This is a genomic window from Streptomyces sp. NPDC014006, assembly GCF_043088925.1.
GTDB lineage: Bacteria > Actinomycetota > Actinomycetes > Streptomycetales > Streptomycetaceae > Streptomyces.
Genome location: NZ_JBICAJ010000024.1, coordinates 25,407 through 50,738, shown reverse-complemented (window position 1 = coordinate 50,738; position 25,332 = coordinate 25,407). Strand labels below are relative to the sequence as shown.

Here is a 25,332-nt window from a genome sequence, read left to right as displayed (position 1 = left end):
CCCGTGACGGCCCGCGGTATCAGCGGAGCGAGCAACTCCCACTCCTGATCGGTGAGTTCATGACGACGTATCACCCCACCATGATCCACCACCCACTGATCTTTGAAGACGGACCCTAGTGCGTCAAGCTCCCGCGCGGCTGCCAGGCAACGACAACGAAGCTAACGCCGCTGGTCATCGGCGGACCTCGACACCGGTGGCTGCGCCGGGTCGCGGGGACGATGTCCAGCCCGTAGACCGGACCTATGGTGCTTCGGCCGCCGGTGGAGCCGATGCTGGCGCAGGCCCGTGACACGGTGCCCGCGCCGGGCAGGCTGCCTGGTGAGCTGCGATATCAGCCCAAGTTCGACGGCTACCGGGCGATCGTCTTCACCCCGTGGCCGGCGCCCGGCCCGCTGCTGGTGCAGTCCCGCCGGGGCAGCCTCATGCAAAGCCGCTTCCCGGAGTTCGTGGCCGCGGCCACGCACCTGCCCGACGGCCTGGTCCTCGATGGCGAGCTGGTCGTATGGGCGGACGGCCACATCTCGTTCGAGGCGCTGCAGCAGCGCGCGGTCTTGGGAGGCCGGGCCGCCGCCCGCCTCGCTCAGGAGATGCCGGCGCACTTCATCGCCTTCGACCTCCTCCAGATTGACGGGAAGGAACTGCTGCACGTCTCCTACGGCGAGCGGCGCGCCCAGCTGGAGCGGCTGTTCACCGACCGCGAGCTGAGTGCCCCGTGGACGCTCTGCCCGGAGACGACCGACCCGTCGACGGCGAAGGAGTGGCTCGCGTCCTGGACGCAGGTGCCCGGGGTCGAAGGTCTGGTGATCCGGGGGAGCGGGCAGCGGTATCTGACGGGAGCCCGCGCGCTCTACAAGGTGCGCCGACGGGACACCACCGAGGCAGCGGTCGGCGCGATCACTGGCACCATGCGCCAGCCGCAGACGCTCGTGCTGGGCCGCCTCGACGAGACCGGGGCGCTCCGGCCGGTCGGCCGCAGTACGCCGCTACGGCCGGACGCGGCACGCGACGTGGCCGAGCGGCTCACACCAGCAGGGCCTGGCCACCCATGGGAGGGCGTCCGGTTCACGGCCTCCTGGCGATCGCGAACGCCGCTCGACGCCGCACTCGTTGAACCGGAGCTGGTCGCCGAAATCATGGTGGACACAGCACTGGAGCGCGGATCGTGGAGGCACCCGGTGCGCTTCGTCCGGCTTCGGCAGGACATGGCGGTCACGGACGTCCCGCCTTTCGGCGCGGGCGCCGCCTCCGCCAGCAGTTGACCGTCCCGACCCCTCCCGACGCGGTACGGCTTGAAGATCTCTACCCGTATCACACTCGAGGACTAACGCGTAACTGTGCGTCGCGGTTCAGCTCGCTTTGGAGGCCCACCGGCACTGGAGCCTGTCCGCGGCGGGTGGGCTGGGTCAGGTGAGGAGGGTGGCGAGGGCGCCGGCCACCGCGGCGGCGAGGGTGAGGACCGCGGTGAAGGCTGTGGCGGCGCGGGTGAGGGCGGCGGGGTAGGTGGCGCCGTCCATGCGGGCGAGCTTGCCCGCGCCCGCGGCGGCCAGTACGGCGATGACGAGCACGAGTGCGGCGGTTAGGAGGACGAGCGCGACGTTCATGGCAGATTCCCGTCAGGGGTTGGGGTGTTGACGTGCACGAAGGTCTCGTAATCGGTGTGCGCCGGGGTGCGCCGGGACGAAGATGAACACCGGCGAACACATCACCACCCGCGGGGGCGAGTACGTGCACGACGAACAGACCGGTCACACTCCGGACTCGGCGCTTACGGAACTGCGCAGCAGGCTGGCCGACGGGCTGGCCCGGGCCCGGCTCAACCAGACGCAGCTCGCCACCCAGGCAAGGCTGGGGCGCACCACCGTGTCGCAGGCACTCTCGCCCAACAAGCCTGTGCCCTCTGCGGAGACGGTGGCGGCACTGGCCCGCGTGCTGAAGCTGCCGGTGGGGAGCTGCTGGAGATGCGGCGGACCGCGGCCCAGGAACCGGGCACGGCCACAGCAGACGGGCTGGGGCGTCCGATCGGTCAGTGGGATCCGCATGCGCTGGAGGTCCACCCGGCCAGCAGCGCCCAGGATGGTTCCGGCTCGCCCGGCCAGCGGCTGCTGCCCGGCTATGTGCCCCGTGAGCACGACCGGATCCTGGCGGAGGTGGTCCGGGACGCGGCGACCGGCCGCAGCCGGATGCTGGTCCTGGTCGGCGCCTCCTCGACGGGCAAGACCCGGGCGTGCTGGGAGGCCGTGCAGCCGCTGGCGGAGCAGGGGTGGCGGCTATGGCACCCCTTCGCCCCCACCCGCGCCAGGGCCGCCCTCGAGGACCTGCACCGGGTCGGCCCGCGCACGGTCGTATGGTTGAACGAGGCCCAGCACTACCTAGGCGATCGGGAGGCTGGGGAGGAGATCGCCGCGGCCGTGCATGGCCTGCTGACCAGTCCGCAGCGTGGGCCGGTTCTCGCCCTGGGCACACTGTGGGACGACTACGTCAAGCAGTACACCGCTCTGCCCCTGCCCGGTGGACCGGATCCGCACAGCCGGGTCAGGGAACTGCTCGCCGGCCGTACCGTGAGCGTCCCCGACGCCTTCGATGTCCGCGCCCTGGCCGCGGCGACGGCATTGGCTGAAGACGGTGACCGGCTGCTGGCCGACGCCCTCACCCGCGCCCGCACGGACGGACGCCTCACGCAGGACCTCGCCGGAGGCCCCGCGCTCCTGGAGCGCTACCGCACCGCCAGCCCGGCCGCCAAAGCACTACTGGAGGCGGCGATGGACGCCCGCCGCCTCGGCGTCGGCCTGCACCTGCCGCAGGCCTTCCTCACCGATGCCGTCCCCGACTATCTCCATGACACCGACTGGAACCAGCTCACCGACGACTGGGCAGAGAGGGCCTACACCGAGCTCGCCGAGCGGGTGCACGGCAAGCAGGCTCCCCTGAGCCGAGTCACCCCCCGACCGCAACGGCGTCCACCCAGCCTCGCCACGCCTGCCGACGTCCCCTCATCGCGGTCGGCGGGGCCGGTGTTCCGCCTCGCCGACTACCTCGAACAACATGGCCGCACCACCCGCCGCCATCTGTGCCCGCCTGCCTCCTTTTGGCACGCCGCCCATACCCACCTCAGTGACCTGGATGACCTCCGTAACCTCGCCCGCGGCGCTGGCCATAGGCAGCGGCTGCAGTGGGCCCATCACCTCTGGCGCAAGGTCGCCGACGCCGGCGACCCGGACGCCCTGCTCAGCCTTGCGCGAATCCGGAGGGATATTGGGGATCTGGAAGGCGCCGAGACCTTGGTCCGGCAGGCTGCCGACTCTGGAAGTCCCTTTGCCCTGGTCAGCCTAGTGACGATGCTGGAGGAGTCAGGGGACCCGGAGCAGGCCGAGATATGGGCTCGGCAGGCCGCCGACGCCGGCGACACCAGTGGCCTGGCGGCCCTGATGCGGATTCGAGGGCTGGCCCGGGGTTGGGAGGACGCCGAGGCTCTGGCCCGGCATGCCGTCGATGCTGGAGACCCCAATCTCCTGACCACGCTGGCGTTTGTGCGGGAGCTGGCTGGCGACTTGGAAGGCGCCACAGTCCTTTACCGGCAGGCCATCGACGCTGGTGACATGGGTGCCCTGACCGGCCTGGCGCGGATACGTGGAGAATCCGGCGACTTGTTGGACTCTGAAGCCCTTTACTGGCAGGCCGTCGACGCGGGCGACATCGGTGCCCTGACCGGCCTGGCGCAAGTACGAGAGCGGGCCGGGGACCTAAAGGGCGCCGAAACCCTTTACGAGCGCGCCGCTGACGCCGGTGATGCCACTGCCCTGACCGGCCTGGCGCGGATACGGGAGCAGGCCGGGGACCGGGAGGGCGCCGCAGCCCTCTACCAGCGCGCCGTCGACGCCGGCGACATTAGTGCCCTGATCAGCCTGGCGCATATACGGGAGCAGGCCAAGGACCGGAAAGGCGCTGAAACTCTGGCCTGTGAGGCCGCCGAAGCTGGCATACCCTTTGCCTTGACCAGCTTGCTATGGGAACGGGAGCAGGCCGGGGACCGGGAGGGCGTCGAAGCCCTCTACCAGCGCGCCGCCGACGCCGGTCGCCCGGATGTCTTGGCCGACTTGGCGCGAATGCGGGAGCAGGCCGGGGACTGGGAGGGCGCCGAAGCCCTCTACCAGCGCGCCGCCGATGCCGGTGACCCCTCTGCCCTGACCATGTTGGCGTGGGTGCGGAAGCAGGCCGGGGACTGGGAGGGCGCCGAGGCTCTCTACCGGCAGGCCGCCGATGCCAGCGATTCCCCACTTGGTACTGGCGGAAGACAGTGGCTGTATGGGCTGGATCCGGACGGCTCGCATACTCCTCCCTGGCACTGATCCGGGACGCCTCAGCTGCCAGAAGTGGGCATTGACCCGGGCGCAGCAGCGCGCGCTGCCGCAGGTCGATGGGGCCGTCGGCCTCGCGCAGCGAGGGGAGCGTGGGCGCCTCTGCGCACAGCCTGCACAGCCCGCACAGGCCGATTACCGGCATCGGGCTGGCACCGATGAGGCTGTGGGAGGTAGAGCTGTTGTAGACGGGCCGGCAGCAGCCGGGGCACAGCAGCCCGCCCTGACCACCGGCTCGGCCAGCGGAGCCTGGCTACACCGCCGCTCCCTGCCTCCTGCCAGCTGCTGCGCGACGACCGCATCGTCGACGAAGTCCGGGCCGCCGACGGCGACGCCCGGATCCTGGGCGGCCTGAGGCGCGTCGAGCAGCTCCTTGCGGGTGAGAGCCTCGCACCTCTTCGCTCCCGCCAGCGGCCGACAAGACCCTGCCCTAGGACCGGCGGAGCAGGCCGCAGCCGTGGTGATCGCGGAATTCGCATGCCTCTGGCCCATGGTGCGGCCTACCGTTTTGGTTGTGACGACAGATGCATGGCATGTGCTGAGCCGCTCCTTGCAGACGCTTCGCGAGGAATTCGACAACACCTACGACCGGTACAACGGCCTTGCTGCCCCCGGGGCGCCAGGCTCTGAGGAGCTTTGTGAAGACCGTGGTTTGGCGGGAGAGTGGGGGGACCGGCCGGTGCATGAAGCGCATCTGGCCACGATTTCGCCGGTCATGGCTGTCATGGATCACCTCGACAGCCTCGGTCTGCTGTTCACTTCGCCTGGCGGTCTGATGGCTTCACACACCGTTGCCCGGGGCGCGCTCGACATCGCAACCCAGCCCTGGTTTCTCCTGGAGCCGGGCATCGGCGCCCGCGAGCGGGTCCGTCGCCACATGAACTACAGACTGCAAAGCCTGAAAGAGCAGTCACTCATGGTTGGAGACCTTGGGGCATCGCCCGATGCCCAGCAGCATCTGCAACATCTGCGAGAACGCACCGAGCAAATTCTGCGTGCCGCCAGACACCACGGGTTCTCTGTCAAGGGAAAGATCGCGGATAAGTTCAGACCCTGCTACCTAGGCTCGTCGCCGGCGCCCAGCACCACAGGCCTAGCTGGACAGATCGTTGCCCCGGGCGGCAGCCCCCTGGGCACTCTGCTCTGGCGGGCTACCTCAGCCGTCGCGCACGGGCAGGCTCATGGCCTGATGATGTTCTACGCGGACGCGCCAGGAGCCCCGGGCACCGGACCCGGAGATCACTTCGCGTACCGACAACTGCAGTTCAGCCCTCAAGAGGCCGCACAACGCTGTGCGGGTGCCCCGCTGGCCACCCTGTCGATGCTGCGACGCCTATATGCCCACTGCGGTTGGCCAACCGCCGACCTCGAGAGGGTTAGCAGTGATCTTGCTCGGGTTTGGTTGCACATCAGCGGCATGACACGATCCACCGCCGCCTGACCCCGGATGCTCTCCTCCGGGGTGCCGAGGGCAGCACCAGTAGAAGGCATCCGCTTAGCGTACGTCTTTACCAAGCGTGTCGACTGCCTGCGGCCGACCGGTGACGCCCGCTGACCGCTTCCGTGAACGGTTAGCGGCGCTTATGCAGCCGCTCTACGCCCACCCCACGCCCAGTGGTACTCGCCGTACGACGACCGGTACATCTACGGCCCGCGGGGCCTGGACATCGACCATCTCGTGCCGCTGGCCGAGGCGTGGGACTCCGGCGCCTGGCACTGGACGGCCGAGGAGCGGGAGGCGTATGCCAACGATCTGGGCGATGACCGGGCGCTGATCGCGGTGTCGGCGGCGTCGAACCGGTCGAAGGCGGCCCAGGACCCCACCACCTGGCTGCCGCCGGCCGCGGGATACCGCTGCCAGTACGTCACCGACTGGATCGCCGACAAGATGCGCTGGAGCCTGAGCATTGACGAAAGCGAGCAGGCCGCCCTGTCGGAGAACCTGAACGACTGTCCCAACGTGCCGGTCACTGTGGAGCTCGCCCGCTGACGTCAGGCACGCACCGACCCGTCGCGGGCCTGTTTCCCGCAGTTTCGGTGGCGAAGGTCAGAGTTGACGCTGCAGCAACCAGAACGCGAGGCCGACAATGCCGCCGCCTGTGGCGTAGGCAGCGCCGCGCAAGGCGCTGGAGAGTGCGGCGTCGCGGCGGCGTCGGATCCACGCGGTGCTCCGCGCCAGTCGGCCGGTGCCGGGTTCTTCGGGGACCGGGCCGGGGGTGGGGAGGTCAAGCTCGCTCATGATGAAGCTCTTTCATATGGAGGTCGTAGGAGTCGGGCGCCACGGGCGGCCTGCCCTACAGAGCAAGAAGGTGCCCCGCAGGCCGCGAGGCGGAGCGTTTCCCTGTCGCAGCCGGCAGGAGGACCGGTCGGCCTGCCCTGGCCTAACATTGGGCAGGGCGGCTGGTGTGAGTCAGCGGGCCGGGCCCTTGACGGCCGCTCAGGCGCCGCTGTTCGTCGTGGCGGCGGGCACGAGGTACGTGCTGGCCCGGACGCTTTCAGCGCCTTCGCTGGACCCGGGTGTTTCCGGCGCCGGACTCTCTCCGGGGTCCCGGTGCTGACCGGCCATCTGCTCAGGCTCGTCGGGTTCGTTCCGTGTCAAGGTCTGCGGCACCACGTGCTCAGCCGCTTGAGAGAGGCTAGCCTGTCGCGCACGCTCTCGGCGCGCGTGCAAGGTGTCGTAGTCAAGGACGAGAATGACGTCCAGGTTGAAGGTCCGACGAAGACGACGGCGCAGCACTGTTTCCAAGGGCGCATGCCACGCGGTGGTACCGAGTACGGCTCCGGCCTCCTTGTTAGTCACGAACACCTGCACATCCAGCTGGTGATGTTGCAGGCGTGCCTTCAACACCGTGGAAGAGCGCAGTGCCCGCACCTCCTCGCGGCTGAAGACCCCCGACCGGTCGTCCAGGAGGTCGCCCCATGCCTCACGGACGCGCTCGTTCAGCGATGGGCAGTCCAAGCAGGTGCTACGGCCCATCACGACGTCGGACAGTTTCACCCGCAGCGTGGCACCGCACTGCAGGCATTCCACCGTCCAGGGGATCTGGAAGCCTCGGTAGCGCTCCAGGGAGTCGAAGTTCGCCTTGCGCAACAGACGTCGGGCCATCTCCTGGGAGACCGTGCCATCCGGGGCGCCTGCCACCACGGTCTCCAGTTGCTCAACCTCGCGCTTGAGTGCCCAGCTGGTGTCGTCGACACGCTGCTGCGCCCGTACCCACGCCTCAAGCCACAAAGTGTGGCGGTGTTCAGCAAGGCCGCATCCGATGAGGAAGGCCTGCAACGACGCCATGGATCCCGGACTCTGGCGACGTTCGGCGATCCGGTTCGCGGTGCTGCGTGACAACTCCAGGCCGGCAGCCCGTGCCCTGTGCTGCATCGTGCGGTAGGACGGCGCTCCCAGGGACAGGCGCAGCTCTGCCAGTGCGGCACACAGATCAGGAAGGTCCCTGATGAGGTGCGGCTGCGGTGCCTGGGCCCGGGCGGTGCGACGATCTTTACGCCCGCGGTAGGCGTCGGACCACAGCCGGTCGATTTCACCGACGTCCAGTCTGCACGCATGTGCGAATGCGCGGGCCACGTCCAGCTTGGGCACCACTTGGCCTGATGCCGCACGCTGCAGGGTTGCCGGGCTGTAGCTGCGCGTGCGCTGCGACAGTTCGGCATAGGAGAGACCGCACTGCGTGCGTCCGGCGCGCAAGGCTGTGGCGAGCTTGCCGAGCGGACTCCGGCGGTCCGGAACCGGCTTTTCAGGCCGTGCCACCGCATCCCACCTCGCTCCCGCGAAGAAGGTGACTGCTGGGCATAAGGGTGCTCTCCCGTCTCTTGCTGTCCCGCTGTGAACGTGGACGATTCAATGGCTCCAACCATTCGATGCCTAGCGGTAGTTGGCGCTACCGGAAAGGCGCACAGAATCCTGCCACCTCGTTCTTCGCCGCAGCACGCTGTTGACGGATAATTCGTTTCCGTCTCGTATTACGAGGCATGTAGTGTGTGGCATGAGACGATGTTGAAAGAACTGCTGATCAGCGGATTCGCTGAACCACGAAGATTATCTTCTCTGTGGCGTGACTGTTTAAATTCATTTTGACCCAGCGCTGCTTGCGTGGACATCGGCGGCCTGACACTATCCAGCGTCGCCGCTCGCCGCGGCGGCGCCCTGTCTCTATGGCTCCAACCGCAGTTGAACAGGGATTTCGAGCCGGAAGCGTTGGCGCGTCGGAAGGCTTGCGGAAGAAGTCGATCGCGAGGCGGTCGGCTTCTTTCGTTTTCAGAAGAAGAATCAGCCGCGTCAGGTTGTCACAGAGCGATACTCGGCCGAGTGTGCGCTTTCCTGACCGAGATACCCGCAGGAACCGGACACCCTTAGCGCTGCTCCGCGGGCCCTCTCCTACATGATTCCTCCGTGGCGAGGCGGCGCCCCTCCGCCCAGTCGACACTGGCCCACGGCCCGCCGGGGCGTCGCTTCCCACGTCCTACTCGCTCCTGCCAGGATCCCCACACTCATCAAGGCAGGGCGCGGCGAGCCACAGGCGGTTGCGGCCAAGCATGGCGCACAGGCTGCGCGTCACCGTGCTGCATGTCCTCGGTGAGCAGGTGCGCCAGGAGCAGTCCGGGCGCACGCCGGCTCAGAAGCTGGGCGGTATCGACGAGCCGTCGGTGCTCGGTGACGGGCAACGAGAGGGCGACGCTGGAGGCTCGGCCGGGCAGCCCCAGTGAGAACGCGACGCACAGCTCGGTGTCGGATTCGAGGAGATCGAACTGCGCCGAGTGGGGGCCGGGCCCGTCAAGTTGTTCGAACAGACTGTGCTTGTCGGTGATGGTGCGGTCGGTAAGCTGGAATGACGGATAGCGGCTCAGGTGATCCATTCGCGCGGCGAAGTTGAGCTGGGCCAACAGGCTTTTGCCAACGGCGCTCGCATGCCCGGTGTCGCTGAACGGCGCCCGCTCCTGCACAGGGGGCGCGCTCGCGCTGGATGCGCATTCTTGGATGGTGATCTCTCCGCTGGTGTAGGTGCTGACGTAGACCGCGGCGCTGAGTTCGTCGCGTAGTCCGGCGAGTGTGTGCCGAAGCAGGGTGCGGTCCGGGTCCGCTGCCGAGGCCACCTTCATCAAAGAGCTGGGGAAGTGCGCCCCGGCGCGGGTTTCGATGAACTGCTCTTCGCGCAGCCAGTCCAGCAGCCGCACGACGTCGTGGAAGGGCATGCGGGTGCGGCGGGCAAGGGAGCGCGTATCTACGGGGCCCCTGACCCGGCAACAGTGCAGGAATGGCTCACGGCCTGCACCCAGGTGTCCGGTCCTTCTTGGTGAAGGGCGGTTCCTGGTCCGCGCGCGGCGGCAGCTCCCCCTCGGCGAGGATGGTGTGCCGGTTGATGCGGTAGGTGACCGGGGGAGCCGGACAGAGCTGCGGGCAGGGGCTGTTCGTCGTCGACGATCTCGGCGTCGACGATTTCCAGTGGGTCGGTCGCTTCCGTTGCTGTCGTCGGCACCGTGGTCGCTCCTGAATGTCTTGTGCTGGCCGGACGGGTGCGTCACCCGTCCGGGCACCAGCGGGGTGGGGTCAGAACTTGGCGTAGTGAGCGCCAAAACAGTCGCTGCACAGGCCGAGGTCGTCTTCGCCGGGCGGGTAGGGGGTCCCGCACGAGTAGCAGAGCTCGATGGCGTCGAAGTGGGTTCCGCAGTGGCCACACAGGAACCGCTCCTCGTCGGGAGCCGCGAGCACCCGGAGCCCGGTCAGAGGGAGACGCGTCTCGTCGCATTCCGGGCATTTGGCGAAGTCGATGGTGTCCTGCTGAGTCCAAACCAGAGCCCAGTGAAATATCGCCTGGTCCGCGCCGTAGTAGAGCGCGTGGCAGAAGCGGCAGTCGATCACTTCGCTGCCGTCACCGATGACCAGCGCCCACTGGTCGCATTCGGGGCAGCGAAGGGTACGGTCGCGCGCGTCCTTCAACTCGTCGCCCAGCCGGGCGAGTCGCGTGTCGATGTAGGCATTGATGCCGCGTACCTTGCGGCTCACGTCCACGAGGTCCTCGCGCAGCTCTGTTTGCTCTTGGTCCGGAAGAGCTGGGAGGAGCTCGTCAAACGCGAAGGCTACGAGGAAGTCCAGTACCTGCGCTGCGCGTGTCTCGATCGCGCGGGCCTGCGCCCTCAGCCCGTAGTGCTGGAGGGAGTTGCGCCACTTGGAGAGGATCGCCAGGCTCTTGGTGGACTTGTCGTCGATCGCGACGCCCGCGATGTCCTTCAGTCGTGCGATAGCGGCGGTGGTGGTGCAGCTCTCGAAGTCGCCGGCATCGAACTTCTCATGCTTGGCCGTGCCTGGGTCCTTGAGCACGAGGCTCCAGTGCTCCTGCCGAAGACGAGCCTTGAGGAGAACTTCCGCGGCGGCCTGAAGGTGTAGGACGGCGTACTTCAGCATGCGCGGCGTCGGCGTGCCGAGGCTGAGGTTGTCGCAGGCGCTGTTGAGGTAGTCGACACCGTTCTCTACAGGGGGGAACTCCACCTCGTGCGCGAGAGGAGACTCCGTCTCTTGCGTCGTGCCGTCGCGGAGTCCGGGCTCGGTGCCGGCCCCCTCTTCGTTTCCTCCGCTAACGGTCAATGTTTCAATCCTTGCTGACGCGGGGTTTCCTGACCGCCCGGGGCGTGACTGGGGTCCGGTGCCCAGGGGGCGGCGGCGAGTGGTGCTCACCGCGCCATCCTGGGCCGGCGCACCGCTACCCGTCCACGGCGGCCAGGCCGTACGCGACGACCTGGCCGCCGTGGCGAGCGCAGGCGTGGGAGCTGCCTCGGCGGCGGTCGGGATGAGCGGGGCAGCAAGTGTTCCGACCGCGATGGAGGCTGTCATCACCGCTGTACCGATGTTCCAAGCGCCGGTGTCCGGTCTGTCTCGGTTCGGGGGTCGCCTACCTTCTTGACCGACCTGGACCCGTACGCCATGTGGTGTGTACGCCGTAGTGGTGGGATGCATGGGGTCATGATGAGAGAGAACCACGCTGGCCTGCGGGTGACGTGCGCTGTTGGGATGGCCACGGCCGTGGGAGGACTTAGTCGGGGGCGTGAATGATCGGGGAGCGCCCCGCGCCGCCGGTGATGTTCGTGATGCACCCAGAGGCTGATCTACGGCTGCGACTTGCGGAGCTGATCAGGGACTCGTTCGATGGCAGCATCTTGGTCCTCGGTGTGCCCAACTACAACGAGCTTAAAGCGGCGCTGAAGGATGGGATCAAGAAGAAAAACACGAAGCAGCGTCTTCGTGTCGTGGCCATTCTCGCCGATTCCACCTCCTGGAACGCGTCCCATCAGGAGTTCATCAGAGGGTTCCTCAAGAACGTGCTTGAATGCAATAGTGCGCACGTAGAACTGCCAACCGGCAAATTCAAGAGCCCCCTTCCCGCGAGTCCACGGGAAAGTATCTTCGAGGATGAGCGCGAGGAGTGGAAGTTTCAGCGCTACGTGGAAAACCTGTTCCGCGATTGGAGCCCGGATGATTATGAGCTTTCCCTCGAGAGCGAAGGAGGCCACCCGTCAGCACATGTGCACAGATTTCTCCTTCAGGAGGGAATCTCCTACAGATGGACCGAAATCCCTGATTCCGGCCGCACTCCCCGCCTCACCGCAAATCTAAGAGGAGACGACGAGTCGTTTCCTGTGACGCTCGGTGAGCTCACTCGGCGTTTGATCCTAAGAGAAAAGAATCCGCCCAGGCCCGACCGGCGGTTTGATCTCGTCATTGTGGGAGCAGGCCCTGGTGGTCTGGCTGCCGCGGTGAGCGCGGGAATGACGGGCCTGAGCACGCTCGTGATCGAATGCGAGCGGCCGGGTGGAAACGCGGCACTGTCCATCAACCGCATCGAGAACTACCTCGGGTTCCCTGGCGGCGTGACCGGTACCAAGCTGGCCAAGCTGGCGGTGGAGCAGGTGCGGGCTCTCAGAGAGGTAGAACTCTGTCCGACTGTTAAGGCGACCGGCATTGAGGAGGAGAACGGTCATCGGTACCGCATCAGCGTGACGGGGGCCAACGGCCTGTCTCACGTGTCAGCGGGGATGGTTCTCCTTGCCTGCGGGCAAACACCTCGTCGGCTGGAGACGGAGGTCGACGGACAGCGTACGGAGTTGGATCCCGTCGGCCTGGACGTCCGCTACGTCATGGAGCCCCATGATGCGATCGACGCCTACAACATGGACATCGTCATTATCGGCGGCGGTGACACTGCGGGCCAAGCGGCTCTCCTCTATCACAAAGCCGGATGCAATTCGGTGAGCCTGGTGACCGAAAAGTTCCTCATGGCTGGCAAGCTGGTTCAGGAGCTGCGCGCGCAACGCATTCATGTCCAAGAGGACTTGAGCATCATCGATATTATCCCACAAGGAGCGAGAGCCGAAGTTCAGGTATCGCCGCCGAGCGCTATGGGGTCGCTTATGGCTGATCGCGTGCATGTGCTGATCGGCGGCACGCCGAATACAGAGTGGCTCAGGAAGGACGATTCGCCGTTCGTCAAAATGGACGAAAAAAACTACATCCAGACCGACAACTACGTGAGTAATCCAAAGTTCCCATTCATGACCAGCCGCCCCGGCATCTTCGCCGTGGGGGACGTAAGGGTCTACGCGAGGCGGCGGGTCGCGCAGGCCGTGGGGCAGGGGGTAGCGGCGGTGGCGGCGATGGAGGAATGGCTGGACGTCGAGCAGGGAGGGGTCCACAACTGGGAGAGGGTCCTGGACAAAACGCAGCCAAGCCTGTGGCGGAGCTGGCGCGAAGCGAGGAAGGCGGTGGCAGACAGGCCGGACGCCTGAGTGCTGCCGACCGAGCCAGGGGTTTGGGCGGTGCCGCGGAAGGGGCTTCACTACGGCCCGCCTGGAGCCCGGCGCCGACATCGCCGCGGTAATCACGGTGCAGATCCGCGAGGTCGTCGAGCGACTGGTCGCCGTCGGCCAGTGGCGGCCGGGTGACCTGGAGGTCCTGGTCGTGCTGGACGCCGGATACGACGCCCCGCGCATCGCCCACCTGCTGGCCGACCTGCCCGTCGAGATTCTCGGCCGGCTCCGTTCAGACCGGGTGATGCGGCGTCCGACACCCACTCGCGAAGAGTTCCACCTGGCCAACCCCAAGGGTGGCCGGCCGCCCAAGCATGGCGGCGAGTTCGTCTTCGGCGACGCCACGACCTGGGGCGTCGAGCAGGCCGCAACGGTCACGGACACCCGGCTCTGTGGAAGGCGACCGCGCAGGCATGGGACCGGCTGCACCCGCGGCTGTCCCACCGGGCCGCATGGCTTGGTGGTCGCGTACCGGCGCCGCCGAGGCGGACCTCGACCGCTGCTGGCAGTCCTTCCTCCGCCATTTCGACATCGAGCACACATTCCGCCTGTTCAAGCAGACCCTCGGGTGGACCAAGCCCCGACTCCGCAGCTCGGAAGCGGCCGACCGGTGGACCTGGCTGGTGATGGCCGCCTATGCCCAGCTCCGGCTCGCTCGCCCGCTGGCCACCGACCTCCGCAGGCCCTGGGAAAGACCGACCGAGCCGAACAAGCTGACACCCTGCCGCGTCCGCAGGGGGTTCAGAAACCTGCACGCGAAGACCGGCTCACCCGCCGACGCACCGAAACCCTCCCGTCCCGGCCCAGGCCGACCGCCCGGCTCGAAGAACCGCTATCCGGCTATCCGTCATGACGTGGGACGCGTCCTCGCCACCGGCGAGGCATACAGCCGTCCCGCCCACCACAAGGTGGGCACCAAACCCCGCAGAACAGGCGGCTGACGAGCGACCAGAGGACCAGCACACTGAGCGCATGCGCTATGAGGAAAGAGCCAAGCTCACGGTCGTGAAAATCCTGGTCCGGCTGGCCTTCCTTGTCGCCTCACCAGTGCTGCTGATAGCAGGAGCGCCGATCCGCCGCCGCTACCTCCGCTACGTCTGCCGCGATGAGGCCACGCAGATCGTGGACAAGGAGCGAGGTTGGGTCAGCGCCCACTACTTCGTGGTCACCGACCCACTCCTGCAGTGGCTCTGCTGGCCCACAGAATCACTCGCCCGTCTCATCGAGCGCCGAGGTTAAACGACAAGCTCAGCGCAAGCGCACCACGGTGGCGATTGTGCTGGGAGTAGCTGCAACGGGTCGGCGATCCGTCCAGGCGAGCCCACAGCCAGGCGCTGACAACGACGGCCAGCCGCATGAGGAAGCTCCAGAGCGTCACTGCTTGGTTGGGGCCGGCTGTTAAGGCCTGGGGGGTCATGAACTGCCCCTGTGGGGGCATGAACCGCCCCTGCGCGCACGAGCGCTGGTCATGGAGAGTGGCGGTGGTGTGGCCCGCGCTGTGCGCGGGGTCGTGAACGGCGCGCGCTTCGATGACTGGTTGTTGAGTGTGCAGCGGCCCCGCAGATAGGAGGAGCAGGGTTCCACTGCTGGGTCTGCGGGGCCGGTGCATGGCTCACGTACCCCGCGGTGCGTCCGATACGCCCGATCCCTCCTAGTTGCTCGGAGGGGTGGCTGTTTACGTGAATGGGGGCTCGGCCATGTCCGGCCGAGCCCCCATCACCTTTCGCGCATGGTGCGTTTTTCGCGCCGGGCGCCTTCTTGTCTACCAGCGGTACCAGCGGCCCTTGCGGCCTGCGCCGTCCGCGGAGCGGACGACGAAGCCCAGCAGCCACACGATCAGCACGATCACCGCGATCCACCACAGCGCCTTCAAGGCGAAGCCCGCGCCGAAGAGGATCAGAGCCAGCAGCAGAACCAGAAGCAGGGGAACCATAGTTATCAACCTCCTGGCCCACGGATGCCCTTACCTCAGCCCTACAAGCACATAAAATGTGCGTTACTTCCACGAAGTACGGGGCATATGCGCGCGGCGCGCTATGCAGCGTTCCCCCGGTCGTGCCCCGCACGCACCCTTACGAGCTCGTGCACGGTAGGCGGTGAGACGTCTGGAGCTTTGGTGGGCGCGGGTTCACGTTTGCCGTGTCGGCTTCAGATCCGCGGTCTGCTGGTGGGACAGCAGGCCGGCGATCGCTTGGATGGTGTCGCTCATGTGCTCGCGGCGGCCGAGGTGGCGGGTCAGGGCCCGCCAGTTCTTGAGATGGGCGATGCCGTGCTCGACACGAATACGACGTGAGGAGTGTGCCTTGCGCTGGCGTTCGTGCATCTCCTCGTACCAGTCGGGGGCGTTCTTCTTGAACTTGCGGTGCGGTGGGGTGACCATCCGGCCGCCGGTCTGGGCGCCCAGTCCCTGATAGCCGGCGTCGGCGAGAATCTCCAGCGCCGGCCCGTCGGCCAAGAGCCTGACCAGCCCTAATTGGCGGGCGTGGGTGATGTCCGCGCAGCTTGCAGGCTGTGCTGGGCTGCACCACAGCACGCGGCCTTCGCCGTCTGTGACCCCCATGGACTTGACGGCGTTCTGCTTGTTCTTGCCGGAGATGAACTTGTCGCGGTTCTTGTGTCCGGCGGCCGGGCGGCGAACCCGGATCTCCGTGCCGTCGACGATGCCGGTCGTCCCGCTCGAGCCGAGATGGTCGACGACCTCGGCCAGGGTCCGCAGCCGCATGTCGGGGCTGACGGTGCACCCTCGCTCGGCGAGCAGGGGCCGCACCTCACCGACGGTCCGGGTGATGGTGGAACGATCCACGCCGAACCAGCAGGTCAGCACGTCATGGGTGACCCCGTGACGAAGATGGACGAGCGTGGCCAAGAGCCGGTCGACGAACACCAGCCGGTGCTTCGCGCCGGCACCCACGGCCCGCTTGTGCACACGCGTGGCAAGCCTCGTTTGGTGACGCTCCTGCCACAACGGGCCGATTTCCTCGACGAGTTCAGCAATCACTCCGGCAGTCAGACCCGTGATCCGCCGATTGCTGATGATCAGCGCACGCATCGAGTTCCCCACCACCTGACCATGATCAACCATCCAGGCTCGATGTCTCACCGCCTACCGTGCACGAGCTCGTTAGACGCCCTCACCGGGCACGTCCGGTCTTTCGCCCGGATGCTCACCGAGCGCAAGGGCGAACGTCTACCGGAATGGCTCGACGCCGTCCGGCAGGACGATCTGCCACCCATACGTACCCTGGCCGCCGACATCGACCGCGACCGTGATGCCGTCACTGCCGGCCTCACCCTGCCCTGGAACTCCGGCGTCGTCGAAAACCACGTCACCCGGTCAAGATGCTCAAGCGCCAGATGTTCGGCCGAGCCGGTTTCGATCTCCTCCGCAAGCGTGTCCTGCTCTACTCATAGGGCATCGCCTTCTGATGCCTTTGAACACTCGCGGGGGGCAGAGCAGGCTCAGGCCGCCATGAAGCGGACCAGCTCGAGTGACTTGTACTGAAGGGCGGCTGCCCAAGCCTCCTCAGAGGAAACCGGGGCCGCCGACACCTGAACATCCTTGAGGCCGCCGTTCTCGTCGAAGCCTGCTGGCGGCCAGTTCACCTCGATGTCTGCCCTCTCCGCCAGGACCAGCACCGTGGCGACGAAGCCCTCGGACAGGGCAGCCATGACTGGGTGACGCGTTCTCCAGTGCCACGCGAGCAGGGCGTCGACGAACTCCTTGAACACGAGAGGGTCGATCTGGCACTCGTCAGCCTGCATGGGGCCGATGCCGGACGGCAGACCCAGTTCGGCTTGGTAGACGCTCACCTGGCTCAGGAACAGCCGGGAGGCCCCGTTGGACGGGTTCCACAGGGTCTGGTCACCCATGTAGTAGTACTGGCTCAATGCAGCCCTCCCTGCTGGCCGTACCGGCCAGCGTCGCGAGCACATGACATTACGGTCAGTCAGCCCTCCACGAAAAGTGAGCCAGAACCCAAACTCGTGAAGACTTATCGCCCCAGAGATCGCTAACCGCTGCTCAAACTGGTCGACAAACGCTGTCACTGAAGGTGAACGAAGCCACCCGGCTTCGACGACGAGCGCTACAAGAAGCGCAACACCGTCGAACGAGCGATCAACAGGCTGAAGCAGTCCAGGGCCGTGGCCACTCGCTATGACAAACGCGGCTACGTCTTCCTCGGCACCGCAACCACCGCAGCTCTGCTCATCTGGCTTCGGAGTTGAGCCCCGACTTCACAAAGCGACTGGCCGATACGCCAGGGCTCGATCAACCACCTCATCAGCCGAAAGCTCCCGCTCCGGCGGCCAGAAGATCAAGTCCCTGACCTGTCCGGACGGGCATGTCAGGGCTCTGTCCAGCCTGTCCAGCCAGCCGTCCACCTCGTCGTCCGAGGCGTAGTCCGCCTCCATGATCCGCTGCACGAGTGCGACCGCCTCCGCGCGACTCATCTCCTCAGCACTCATCAGGTCCCTCCGCCGAGTCACCCTAACGAGATCCTTGATCGCCCGGACAACTCCTAGTCGGTAGATGTTGCGCATCCGAACGAGCAAGGAGTGCAGCAAAGTTGGACGAGTTCTCGCGCGATGTCCGATCGATTCGCCTGCCACGGTGGGGGCATGTGGCCGCGAACCCGGGCGTGGTGCCATGGCTGGTCTTCGATGAGGAAGGGCGGGCTGTCGAGCCGGTACGCCGGTACCTGATCGATTGCGTCGCCCGGTACAACCGGTCCCGCAGCGTACGCAGCTACGCCTTCGACCTGCTGCGGTGGTGGCGGTGGCTGCGAGTGGTGGATGTTCCGTGGAACCAGGCCACTCCTGCTGAAGGACGGGACTTCGCGTTGTGGTTGGGGGCGACGGTCAAGGTCCCCAATGCTGCGCGGACGATTTCCACCGCGCCAGCGGGCACCATCAACCCGATCACCAAGAAGCCCTACCTGGACGACCGGTACGGCCCCGCACCATCCGGCACAGCAACGCGGTGATCCGCAGCTTCTCCAGCGGGCATCCCGCCGTACGGCACGCACGTCACCGGGTCCACGACGCCCGCCACCTGCCCCGGGCAGCGCTTCGGGGTGCTGGCGTGGTCGTCGTCGGCGTCGGCGGCCAGGGCGGCGACGAGGAGCACCAGGGCGAGCGCGATAGCGCCGACCACCAGGGCGACGATCAGGCGGGACGTGCGGTCGCCGGGCAGGGGATTGGTCTTCACGGCGGGGCCTGGCCGTGGTGGAGATGCGGCCGCCGATGACGCGACCGCCTTCGCCATCCAGGAGTGACTCGCCGCGCGGTGCGCCCTCGCACCGGCGGACCGTACGACCCGCGAACCAGGCGTACGACTGCGCTGCTTCGTGAACCTCCACCTGGAGCCAGACGCGTAGCTGGGGGACGCGGACACGGTCATCCGCCTGTGCCATGGCGAAGGCGGGCCGCCGGGTACGACAGCAAGCTGTGGTGCAGCCGGCAGGGGCACCAGCCCGCGGCCATGGCCGCCCGGCTGCGGGTGCTGGCCAAGGTACGCAGCTTTTCTGCACGCGGTACTCTCGCCGCCATGGGGCTCGACATTACCGTCCTGATCGCCAACCGTTCGTGGCTGGAGCAGGTCCCGCCGCAGAAGCGGGTGGAGCGGTTGAGGGATGCCTGGTACGACGACGAGACGGGACTCTGGGACGAAACGCCGCGGCCCGAGGACGGGTGGGCTTGGCCGCAGGGCCCCGACGGCGCCTTCTTCGCCGCATACGAATTCCGGCACACCCTCGGCTCCTTCAAACCGCATTTCTGGGCCGGCCATCGGTGGGAACGCGTCCGCGACCATGTGGACCTCCCGCTGCGCACCGAATTGGACACATTTCTGCTCGGGCTCATATGGGACGGGCTGGATGGCGAGCCCGAGCACCTTGGTGCGGACTTCTTCGGCGAGGCCAGTTACGGCGTGCTGCTCGCACTGTCACCGGAGAACGTGCGGGAGCTGGCCGCAACCTGGGATCGAGTGCTTCCTCATCTCCACCGGCTGCAGGGGCCCTTCGCCGAGCATGCCGCAGTCTCCGACGGATGGATCAGTGACTTCGACGCGTTCGCGGACCTGCTGACGCAGTGGGGCGACGTCCTGACTGAGGCAGCCCGACGAGCCTGGTGCGTCGTGGGTGTGAGCGAGTAGTTCGCCTCGACAAGAGATGCACGGGCAAAAGGGTCACACTCCGTGTGATGTGTCGGCTTCATGGCGGTGGGGTCATGGCAGTGACGGCTGGTCAGGAGCGGCATGTGCTTGCAGGTCTCTGGCCTATGGCGATGGTTGGTCGCTGACACGAGGCGGTGCTCTGTGTTCTGGTGGCCGACAGGGCGCGGTACATCCCCAGGCGGCCCACTGTCATGTAGGCGGCACATCGCACTTCCGTGGTGACCCACATGGGAGCAGCCGCCTATGCAGGAAGGCGGTCCGGGCCTCTATGACTGCGCTAGCTTGATCTTTAACGTCCGGCGTCGAATAGCGCCTCGAACTTGATCACTCGGTTCGGTAACCGCCGCACGCCAAAGCGGCCTTCGTCTGAACATGTGCTCCGACCAAGGAACACACACGTCCAGCGCGAAGGCCGTGAGGATGAGTCTGCTGCATCGCGATGCCCACGAAGAGCCGTTGGCGGAACTGTCATGCTTCCGGGGCGAGTTCTACTCCTGTCTCACCGCTCGTTCGGATGCGTTGTTCGAGCTGGCTGACGCCGTTCTGTGCGGCGACGGGCCGGTGAGGTCGCTGGCCGAACTGTCGCTCGTGGGCGAACACCGCCGCGGTCATGGCGGGCTCTACGCTGCCGTCGCCCGTGGCCGGGTGGACACCGGCCGGCTGCAGCGGGCCCTGGCCGCGGTGCCACTGCCGCGTGCTGTCGACGGCCGGCTGGTCCTGGCCATCGACATCACCTGCTGGCTACGCCCCGATGCCCACACCTCACCACAGCGGATCCTGTGTCACACCTACGGCCGGGGCAAGGACCAGCACATCCCTGTTCCTGGCTGGCCGTACTCGATCATCTGCGCGCTTGAGCCGGGCCGCAGTTCATGGACCGCGCCTTTGGACGCACTTCGCCTGGCACCCGGTGACGACACCGCCACTGTCACCGCCCGGCAGCTGCGAGACCTGCTCCACCGACTGATCGCCGCCCGGCAGTGGAAGGAGGGCGACCCAGACGTCCTCGTCATCGCGGACGCCGGATACGACGCACCCCGCCTTGCGTTCCTGCTCAAAGACCTGCCGGTCCAGGTGCTCGCCCGGATGCGCTCAGACCGGGTCCTGCGCCGGGCTGTCCCGCCCCGCCAGCCACACACAATGGGCCGCCCGCCCCGGCACGGCGGCGAATTCGTCTTCGGGCAGCCCGATACGTGGGGCGTCCCGGACACCGAAACCGTCACCGACACACGTCTCTACGGCACCGCCAGGGCCCGCTCCTGGAACCGGCTGCACCCCAAGCTGACGCACCGCTCTTCCTGGGCAGCCGCCGACGGCACCCTCCCGATCGTCGAAGGGATGGTCATCCGCCTGGACATCGACCACCTGCCCAGCGGAGCAACCCCCAAGCCGGTCTGGCTGTGGTGGTCCGGCACCGACGGCACCCCCACGGACGCCGACCGTCTCTGGCAGGCATACCTGCGGCGCTTCGACATCGAGCACACCTTCCGCCTGTTCAAGCAGACCCTCGGCTGACCTCCCCGAAGATCCGCAACCCTGAGGCAGCGGACCGCTGGACCTGGCTGATCCTCGCCGCCTACACCCAACTCCGTCTCGCCCGCCCCCTCGCCGCCGACCGGCGTCGTCCCTGGGAAAAGCCCAGTTCCCCGGACAGGCTCACTCCCGCCCGCGTCCGCCGCGACTTCCGGCACATCCGCCCACAGACCGCTTGCCCGGCCAGAGCACCAAAACCCTCCCGTCCCGGCCCAGGACGGCCACGGGGGCGAAAGAACACTCGTCCCACACCCCGCCACGACGTGCACACACCCCGAAAAACACAGCCAGCAGAACGACAAAAGAAGAGGTCAACCACCCTCAAACCCCGCCGCACGGGTTAAAGATCAAGCTAGAGCAACCCCCCGCGGGAGCGGGGGACGGCGGTCCGTCACCCAATCTCCGTTGGGCCTGCTGCTCGTCGGGTGTTCCCGCTCTGCACCGCTTGGGGGGCTGATCGATAATTGGGTGGTGAGACCGTGATCTCCATGCCCCTGTCCTACTCGCCGGGAGTGTGCGGAGCGTGTGCCAGGGGAGACCCGGCGGCCTCCGGCATGACGCTGGCGCCGCTGAGGTCCTCGCACAAACGCAGTTCCAGCTCGACGGCGGCCGTGTCGACCCGGGCCCACTGTTCGTCGGAGAGGTCGGGCAGGAGCGGGCGTAGGTGGTGCAGGGCGAACGCGACGATGCCCGGCGCCACGCTGTGCAGGAGGTTGGCGACGGCGGCGCTGTGCGCGTCGGGATGGAGCTCGCCCCGCCCGACAGGGCGTACGCCAGCCTGTACGCGTAGTCCGCCTGCTCGGTGAGGGCGATGTTCGCGGTGGCGCGCACACCCGTGAGCCAGTCGGTGGTGAACAGCAACTGCTCGATCGCGGCACCGGACACCGTGGATTCGGCCGCAGTGGTGATGTTCTCCATGCCCGGTCAACTCCCCGACCGGCAAGGCGGGCACGGTTCCGCTCAGGCCACAGCCCAGTGCGGGTTACTCACCGGCGGTGGCAGCCGTGCCCTTCACGGCGAGAATCTCCGAGACCGGGCAGCCCCACGCCGCGCCCGGTGCGGCGGGGCCGTAGAGCGTGAACCCGCACGCCTGGAAGAACGCCTGCCGGTCAGCCGCATCGCCGCCGTCTTGCGGCACCAGTGCCAGGAACGTGTGGCCGGCTTCCTGGGCCCGGCGGGCGATCTCGGCGAGAAGCGCCCGACCGACCCCGCCGCGACGAGCGGCATGAGCGACGGCCATCGTCAAGACGAACGTCTGCTCGCCGGGATGCCCCTCCCGGCCCTCGTCGTGCCCGAAGTTGCAGTGGAGCTGGAACTCAGCGACCCCGACGACAGACCCGCGGAGTTCGGCCACGACGACGTCCAGGCCCTCGGGGTTGTAGAACCTGCCGTCTCCCAGATGGTTCGAGTACAGCAGCTCCTCCACCACCGAGTAATCGGCTTGGACGAGGTCACGGATGAGTGGCATGACCCAAGTGTTCCAGGACCGCGGGGCGGAGGCACCGTCTACGGGCTCCGCGGTCTACGAGCGCTTTGCCTGCTGGCCCATGGTGTCGACTCCGGCAGAGGTGCAGAGCACTACGCTCCTTCCATGTGGAGTGAGTCGAACAACTATGGCTTCGAGAACGAGCTGGACTACCTGCGGTCGATCAAGAAGGACGACAGCTATACGTTCACGTACCCGTTCGAGTACATCGCTAAGAACTACGGGAACGACAATTACGACATCGGCACAGCGGACATGGTGGTCCGGGTCCAGTGGAACGACGCGGAGGCCGGTTACACGGTGGCCTACGACGTCCCCGAGATGGACAAGATCGACCCCGCTGAGGGGAACGGCGATGCAGCGAGCTTCTACGAGAGCGACGTTTACTGGAGGCTCGTGAGCGACCTTGACGGCATGGGGATCAGCTCCGAGCTTCGTGCAATCTAGGCACGGGTGGCTTGCCGTTCCCCGGCCTCCAAAGGTCCGGGGAACGGTCACGGTGCGGGAGCAGGGCGGCGTCGACGGGGATGTGGTCGGCGACAGCGCGGGGCAGCATGTTCGCGAGCAGGTGGCTTTCCCCCATGGTGTCGGTCTTTGAGTCGTAAGTGATCAGGTAGACGTTGTGTATGGGGCGCTCACTGCCGTTGGCCGCATTGGCGATCCAGTAAGGCGCGGCGAGGTCGTACCCGCAGCAGTCGCCGCGTTCGTCGCGGCAGACCACTGCTTCGGCTTCTGGCGGCTTTCTTTGTTCTCCGCGCGCCGCAGGGTGACGGCGCCGACCCACAGCGCGCGGTGCTGCCGAGTCCGCTTATCCAGGCAGGGATCGTTCCCCTGTCGATGTCCATGCCTGCACTGTGTTCTGGCCAGCCGCACGAGACGTGCGTCTTGAGCGACTTCTGAGCTCTCCGCGGGCGTTGCGGGACCCGCGCGCGGCGAAGCGCCCTGGCAGCCGCAGGGGCCGGACCGGTCAACACCGCGATAGGCGTGGCGTAGTGGCCGCCGTCAGGGGCCACCCCAGGGCGACGGCTGCCTCCCCCGCCGCTGCGAAAACCTGTCTCGAAATCGCTGTGACGATCCGCTTTTCAGTCGTGTACTACTGGGCATCAACAGTGCTGTAGCCAAGTACAGCACTTAGGCTGAGAAGGGGGAGCACGTTGGTCTACGACATTCGCCCGCTCGCAAACGGGCTGCGGACGGACCACCCGGTTCCGGGTCTGCCGTTCGTCGACGACTCGCACCTGCCGCTCGACGAAGGCCCGGACGCCATCGAGGCGGTCGGCCGCAACAAGGGCGAAGGCATGTGGGGCCGCTGCGACACCTCCCACGCGGGAGGGTGGCTGGCCTTCACCACCGACCCCATCGCCCACCACCTGGGCTGGGCCGTGCGCCACCACCCCGAGCACGGCCGCACCGTCCTCCTCCTCCGCGACGAGGACACCGCCAGCCTGCACACCTACTGGTCCGGCGCGCCGCTGCTGTTTAGGGCCGGCGGTTACTGGTGGGACGGCGATACCTGGTACCGGCCCGGCCAGATCTGGGACCCGGTCACCGAGGACTACGCACGCCACACGGCACGCGCCACCGCCACCGTCCACGCCGCCGACCTCCTCGACGGTCACGCCTACCCCGACCGAGCCCACCTGCACAAGGTCGCCACCTTCGATCCGGCCACCGCCAAGCCGGAGAACTGGATCGACGACCTGACCCGGTGGGCGCAGCGCCACCAGAAGCAGGACGACCCTCTGCCGCTGGAGCGGTGCGTCGTCGACCTGGCCAGTCCCGAACTCGCCGGTGACCGGCTGCTCGGCGTGCCCGAGATGGCCGCACTGGGCGGCATCACGGCCTCCACCCTGCGCGGCTACATCTCCCGCGGCGAGAACGACGTCCCCCTACCCCAGGCGACCGTCGGCGGCCGCGCACAGTGGTCCCGCCCGGTCGCCGAAGACTGGGCCGAAGCCCGCCGCCGCTCCTCCGAGGGGCTGAAGGAGGCCATGTCGGCCGGCGACCGCCACCGTCTCGCTCCGGGGGCCGCCCAGATCCGCGACCGGCTCAGCGAGACCTTCTTCCGCCTGCTGTGGAAGCGCCCCGACACCCGCAAGCGCTGGGCGCTGCGCCACCGCAACGAGCCGAGCGTGCGGGAAGTAGCCGACCAGCTCGCCTTCGAAGTCGCCGACAGCCTTAGGCAGATCATCCCCACCGACGCTCTCGGACCGACCATCCGCCACGCCGTCCTGGAGGACCTCACCACCTCGCTGCGCACTGCCAAAGGCCGGGGCGGTGAACTCAAGGGCTTCGACCTCATCCTGTCGCTGCCCCTGGCAAAGATGATCAGCTGGTTCATCCAGCACTTCCCGACCTCGGCCCAGTGGTACCTCGGCGAGGTCATGAGCGAGGCGGACAAGCAGCTCGGCATCCCCGCTCAGGTGTCTGGCGAAGCGCTACGGCGGTCCGCGATCACGAACGGGGACCTCGACGCCCAAGCCGCGAAGGAGTTCTTCTCCCGTCTCGTGCCGAGGGAACCGGAGAGCTGAGACCACCAGCGGACACCGGGACAGGTGCGGGAGCCAGCACAGCGGCTCCCGCCTCGAGGTGGGGCGTAAGAGCGTCCCGAGTCGGTGCGGCCCGCCCTGTGAGGCGCACGTGTACCGAGGCGAGGCACGCCAGGCAGCGCCCCGCTCACTCCCGGGCGGGGCTCCGTCTGCGCCCCCCGCGTCTCTCCGCCTGGTGACTCCACGCTCCACCCCCGTCTGTGATTCCTCCCGAACATCGTCGACCGCAGTCCGCAGGGTCACCAGATGGCGTACGGGCGCCGTGCCTCCAGGCGTAGCGCGGATACCGGCTCAGCGCTGCGCCGTGCTCAACCCGGCTACGCCGGGCGCCGGGAGAAAACATCTTGCACGTGGCGGGTGTCTCGTCTCGCCCCTCGACGGGCGTCTCAGCCACGGCCGGCGGAGTCAGCCGCGGACCGCTCC

General features: G+C 67.3%; 21 protein-coding genes and 5 pseudogenes. 14 read left to right on the top strand and 12 right to left on the bottom strand.

The features are described 5' to 3' along the window. Window positions 1-245: 245 nt before the first annotated feature. Window positions 246-1,262 (top strand): ATP-dependent DNA ligase, encoded by a 1,017-nt coding sequence (locus tag ACF1GV_RS40565; protein WP_391691893.1) that lies wholly within the window; start codon window positions 246-248, stop codon window positions 1,260-1,262. A 144-nt stretch (window positions 1,263-1,406) separates the two neighbouring features. Here ACF1GV_RS40565 and ACF1GV_RS40560 read toward each other — a convergent pair whose 3' ends face one another. Further along, window positions 1,407-1,604: a hypothetical protein gene (locus ACF1GV_RS40560; protein WP_391691892.1), complete on the bottom strand. Its 198-nt coding sequence runs from the start codon at window positions 1,602-1,604 to the stop codon at window positions 1,407-1,409. A 357-nt stretch (window positions 1,605-1,961) separates the two neighbouring features. On the opposite strand from ACF1GV_RS40560, the gene ACF1GV_RS40555 reads away from it, so the two are divergent. The 3 genes and pseudogenes from ACF1GV_RS40555 to ACF1GV_RS40545 form a co-directional block, all read left to right on the top strand. Next, a complete protein-coding gene (locus ACF1GV_RS40555; protein WP_391691890.1) occupies window positions 1,962-4,349 on the top strand; it encodes a hypothetical protein in 2,388 nt (795 codons plus the stop codon). A 523-nt stretch (window positions 4,350-4,872) separates the two neighbouring features. Beyond that, a complete protein-coding gene (locus ACF1GV_RS40550) occupies window positions 4,873-5,799 on the top strand; it encodes a hypothetical protein (protein WP_391691888.1) in 927 nt (308 codons plus the stop codon). 174 nt (window positions 5,800-5,973) lie between these two features. Continuing rightward, a pseudogene (locus ACF1GV_RS40545) lies at window positions 5,974-6,348 on the top strand (HNH endonuclease family protein); the annotation flags it as partial. Window positions 6,349-6,405: 57 nt separating this feature from the next. On the opposite strand, the gene ACF1GV_RS40540 reads toward ACF1GV_RS40545, so the two are convergent. The 4 genes from ACF1GV_RS40540 to ACF1GV_RS40525 form a co-directional block, all read right to left on the bottom strand. After that, window positions 6,406-6,597: a hypothetical protein gene (locus ACF1GV_RS40540; protein ID WP_391691886.1), complete on the bottom strand. Its 192-nt coding sequence runs from the start codon at window positions 6,595-6,597 to the stop codon at window positions 6,406-6,408. Between the two features lie 198 nt (window positions 6,598-6,795). Beyond that, on the bottom strand, window positions 6,796-8,118 hold the full coding sequence (locus ACF1GV_RS40535; RefSeq protein WP_391691884.1) for a helix-turn-helix domain-containing protein: 1,323 nt from the start codon (window positions 8,116-8,118) through the stop codon (window positions 6,796-6,798). Between the two features lie 743 nt (window positions 8,119-8,861). Next, complete coding sequence (locus ACF1GV_RS40530; protein WP_391691882.1) at window positions 8,862-9,560, bottom strand: IclR family transcriptional regulator C-terminal domain-containing protein; 699 nt, start codon at window positions 9,558-9,560, stop codon at window positions 8,862-8,864. Window positions 9,561-9,915: 355 nt separating this feature from the next. Next, window positions 9,916-10,950, bottom strand: a complete 1,035-nt coding sequence (locus ACF1GV_RS40525; protein ID WP_391691880.1) for a hypothetical protein — start codon at window positions 10,948-10,950, stop codon at window positions 9,916-9,918. Window positions 10,951-11,411: 461 nt separating this feature from the next. Between ACF1GV_RS40525 and ACF1GV_RS40520 the strand changes: the two genes are divergently transcribed. From ACF1GV_RS40520 to ACF1GV_RS40510, 3 genes and pseudogenes are all read left to right on the top strand, one after another. Then, complete coding sequence (locus ACF1GV_RS40520; protein ID WP_391691878.1) at window positions 11,412-13,145, top strand: NAD(P)/FAD-dependent oxidoreductase; 1,734 nt, start codon at window positions 11,412-11,414, stop codon at window positions 13,143-13,145. A gap of 58 nt (window positions 13,146-13,203) precedes the next feature. Next, a pseudogene (locus ACF1GV_RS40515) lies at window positions 13,204-14,107 on the top strand (transposase); the annotation flags it as partial. A gap of 31 nt (window positions 14,108-14,138) precedes the next feature. Next, the gene (locus tag ACF1GV_RS40510; protein WP_391691876.1) at window positions 14,139-14,405 is read left to right on the top strand and encodes a hypothetical protein; all 267 of its coding nucleotides are present in this window, start codon (window positions 14,139-14,141) and stop codon (window positions 14,403-14,405) included. A gap of 523 nt (window positions 14,406-14,928) precedes the next feature. Here the strand turns inward: ACF1GV_RS40510 and ACF1GV_RS40505 are convergent. From ACF1GV_RS40505 to ACF1GV_RS40495, 3 genes are all read right to left on the bottom strand, one after another. Further along, complete coding sequence (locus tag ACF1GV_RS40505; RefSeq protein WP_121790737.1) at window positions 14,929-15,099, bottom strand: hydrophobic protein; 171 nt, start codon at window positions 15,097-15,099, stop codon at window positions 14,929-14,931. Between the two features lie 195 nt (window positions 15,100-15,294). After that, entirely contained in the window at window positions 15,295-16,215 is a 921-nt protein-coding gene (locus tag ACF1GV_RS40500) for a transposase family protein (protein ID WP_391691874.1), read from the bottom strand. A 410-nt stretch (window positions 16,216-16,625) separates the two neighbouring features. Next, window positions 16,626-17,054, bottom strand: a complete 429-nt coding sequence (locus ACF1GV_RS40495; RefSeq protein ID WP_391691872.1) for a DUF6086 family protein — start codon at window positions 17,052-17,054, stop codon at window positions 16,626-16,628. A 171-nt stretch (window positions 17,055-17,225) separates the two neighbouring features. On the opposite strand from ACF1GV_RS40495, the pseudogene ACF1GV_RS40490 reads away from it, so the two are divergent. Further along, window positions 17,226-17,393 (top strand): annotated as a pseudogene (locus ACF1GV_RS40490) (IS5/IS1182 family transposase); the annotation flags it as partial. 9 nt (window positions 17,394-17,402) lie between these two features. Here the strand turns inward: ACF1GV_RS40490 and ACF1GV_RS40485 are convergent. Further along, window positions 17,403-17,633 (bottom strand): e9imm peptide, encoded by a 231-nt coding sequence (locus ACF1GV_RS40485; protein WP_391691895.1) that lies wholly within the window; start codon window positions 17,631-17,633, stop codon window positions 17,403-17,405. Between the two features lie 101 nt (window positions 17,634-17,734). On the opposite strand from ACF1GV_RS40485, the gene ACF1GV_RS40480 reads away from it, so the two are divergent. Beyond that, a complete protein-coding gene (locus ACF1GV_RS40480; protein ID WP_391691870.1) occupies window positions 17,735-18,151 on the top strand; it encodes a hypothetical protein in 417 nt (138 codons plus the stop codon). On the opposite strand, the gene ACF1GV_RS40475 is transcribed toward ACF1GV_RS40480, so the two are convergent. Further along, a complete protein-coding gene (locus ACF1GV_RS40475; RefSeq protein WP_391691868.1) occupies window positions 18,100-18,375 on the bottom strand; it encodes a hypothetical protein in 276 nt (91 codons plus the stop codon). The genes ACF1GV_RS40480 and ACF1GV_RS40475 overlap by 52 nt on opposite strands. Before the next feature lie 109 nt (window positions 18,376-18,484). On the opposite strand from ACF1GV_RS40475, the pseudogene ACF1GV_RS40470 reads away from it, so the two are divergent. From ACF1GV_RS40470 to ACF1GV_RS40460, 3 genes and pseudogenes are all read left to right on the top strand, one after another. Then, window positions 18,485-18,544: pseudogene (locus ACF1GV_RS40470) on the top strand (hypothetical protein); the annotation flags it as partial. A 104-nt stretch (window positions 18,545-18,648) separates the two neighbouring features. Then, window positions 18,649-19,320: a hypothetical protein gene (locus ACF1GV_RS40465; protein WP_391691866.1), complete on the top strand. Its 672-nt coding sequence runs from the start codon at window positions 18,649-18,651 to the stop codon at window positions 19,318-19,320. Between the two features lie 441 nt (window positions 19,321-19,761). Next, window positions 19,762-21,218, top strand: a pseudogene (locus ACF1GV_RS40460) (NF041680 family putative transposase). Window positions 21,219-21,373: 155 nt separating this feature from the next. On the opposite strand, the gene ACF1GV_RS40455 reads toward ACF1GV_RS40460, so the two are convergent. Both ACF1GV_RS40455 and ACF1GV_RS40450 read right to left on the bottom strand, forming a co-directional pair. Continuing rightward, entirely contained in the window at window positions 21,374-21,574 is a 201-nt protein-coding gene (locus ACF1GV_RS40455; protein ID WP_391691864.1) for a hypothetical protein, read from the bottom strand. A gap of 282 nt (window positions 21,575-21,856) precedes the next feature. After that, window positions 21,857-22,342 carry a GNAT family N-acetyltransferase gene (locus tag ACF1GV_RS40450; protein ID WP_391691862.1) on the bottom strand — a complete coding sequence of 162 codons (486 nt, stop codon included), beginning with the start codon at window positions 22,340-22,342 and terminating at the stop codon, window positions 21,857-21,859. Between the two features lie 123 nt (window positions 22,343-22,465). On the opposite strand from ACF1GV_RS40450, the gene ACF1GV_RS40445 reads away from it, so the two are divergent. Together ACF1GV_RS40445 and ACF1GV_RS40440 are read left to right on the top strand one after the other, a co-directional pair. Continuing rightward, on the top strand, window positions 22,466-22,807 hold the full coding sequence (locus tag ACF1GV_RS40445) for a hypothetical protein (protein ID WP_384280595.1): 342 nt from the start codon (window positions 22,466-22,468) through the stop codon (window positions 22,805-22,807). Window positions 22,808-23,514: 707 nt separating this feature from the next. Continuing rightward, window positions 23,515-24,891 (top strand): helix-turn-helix transcriptional regulator, encoded by a 1,377-nt coding sequence (locus tag ACF1GV_RS40440; RefSeq protein ID WP_391691860.1) that lies wholly within the window; start codon window positions 23,515-23,517, stop codon window positions 24,889-24,891. The last annotated feature ends 441 nt before the right edge of the window (window positions 24,892-25,332 follow it).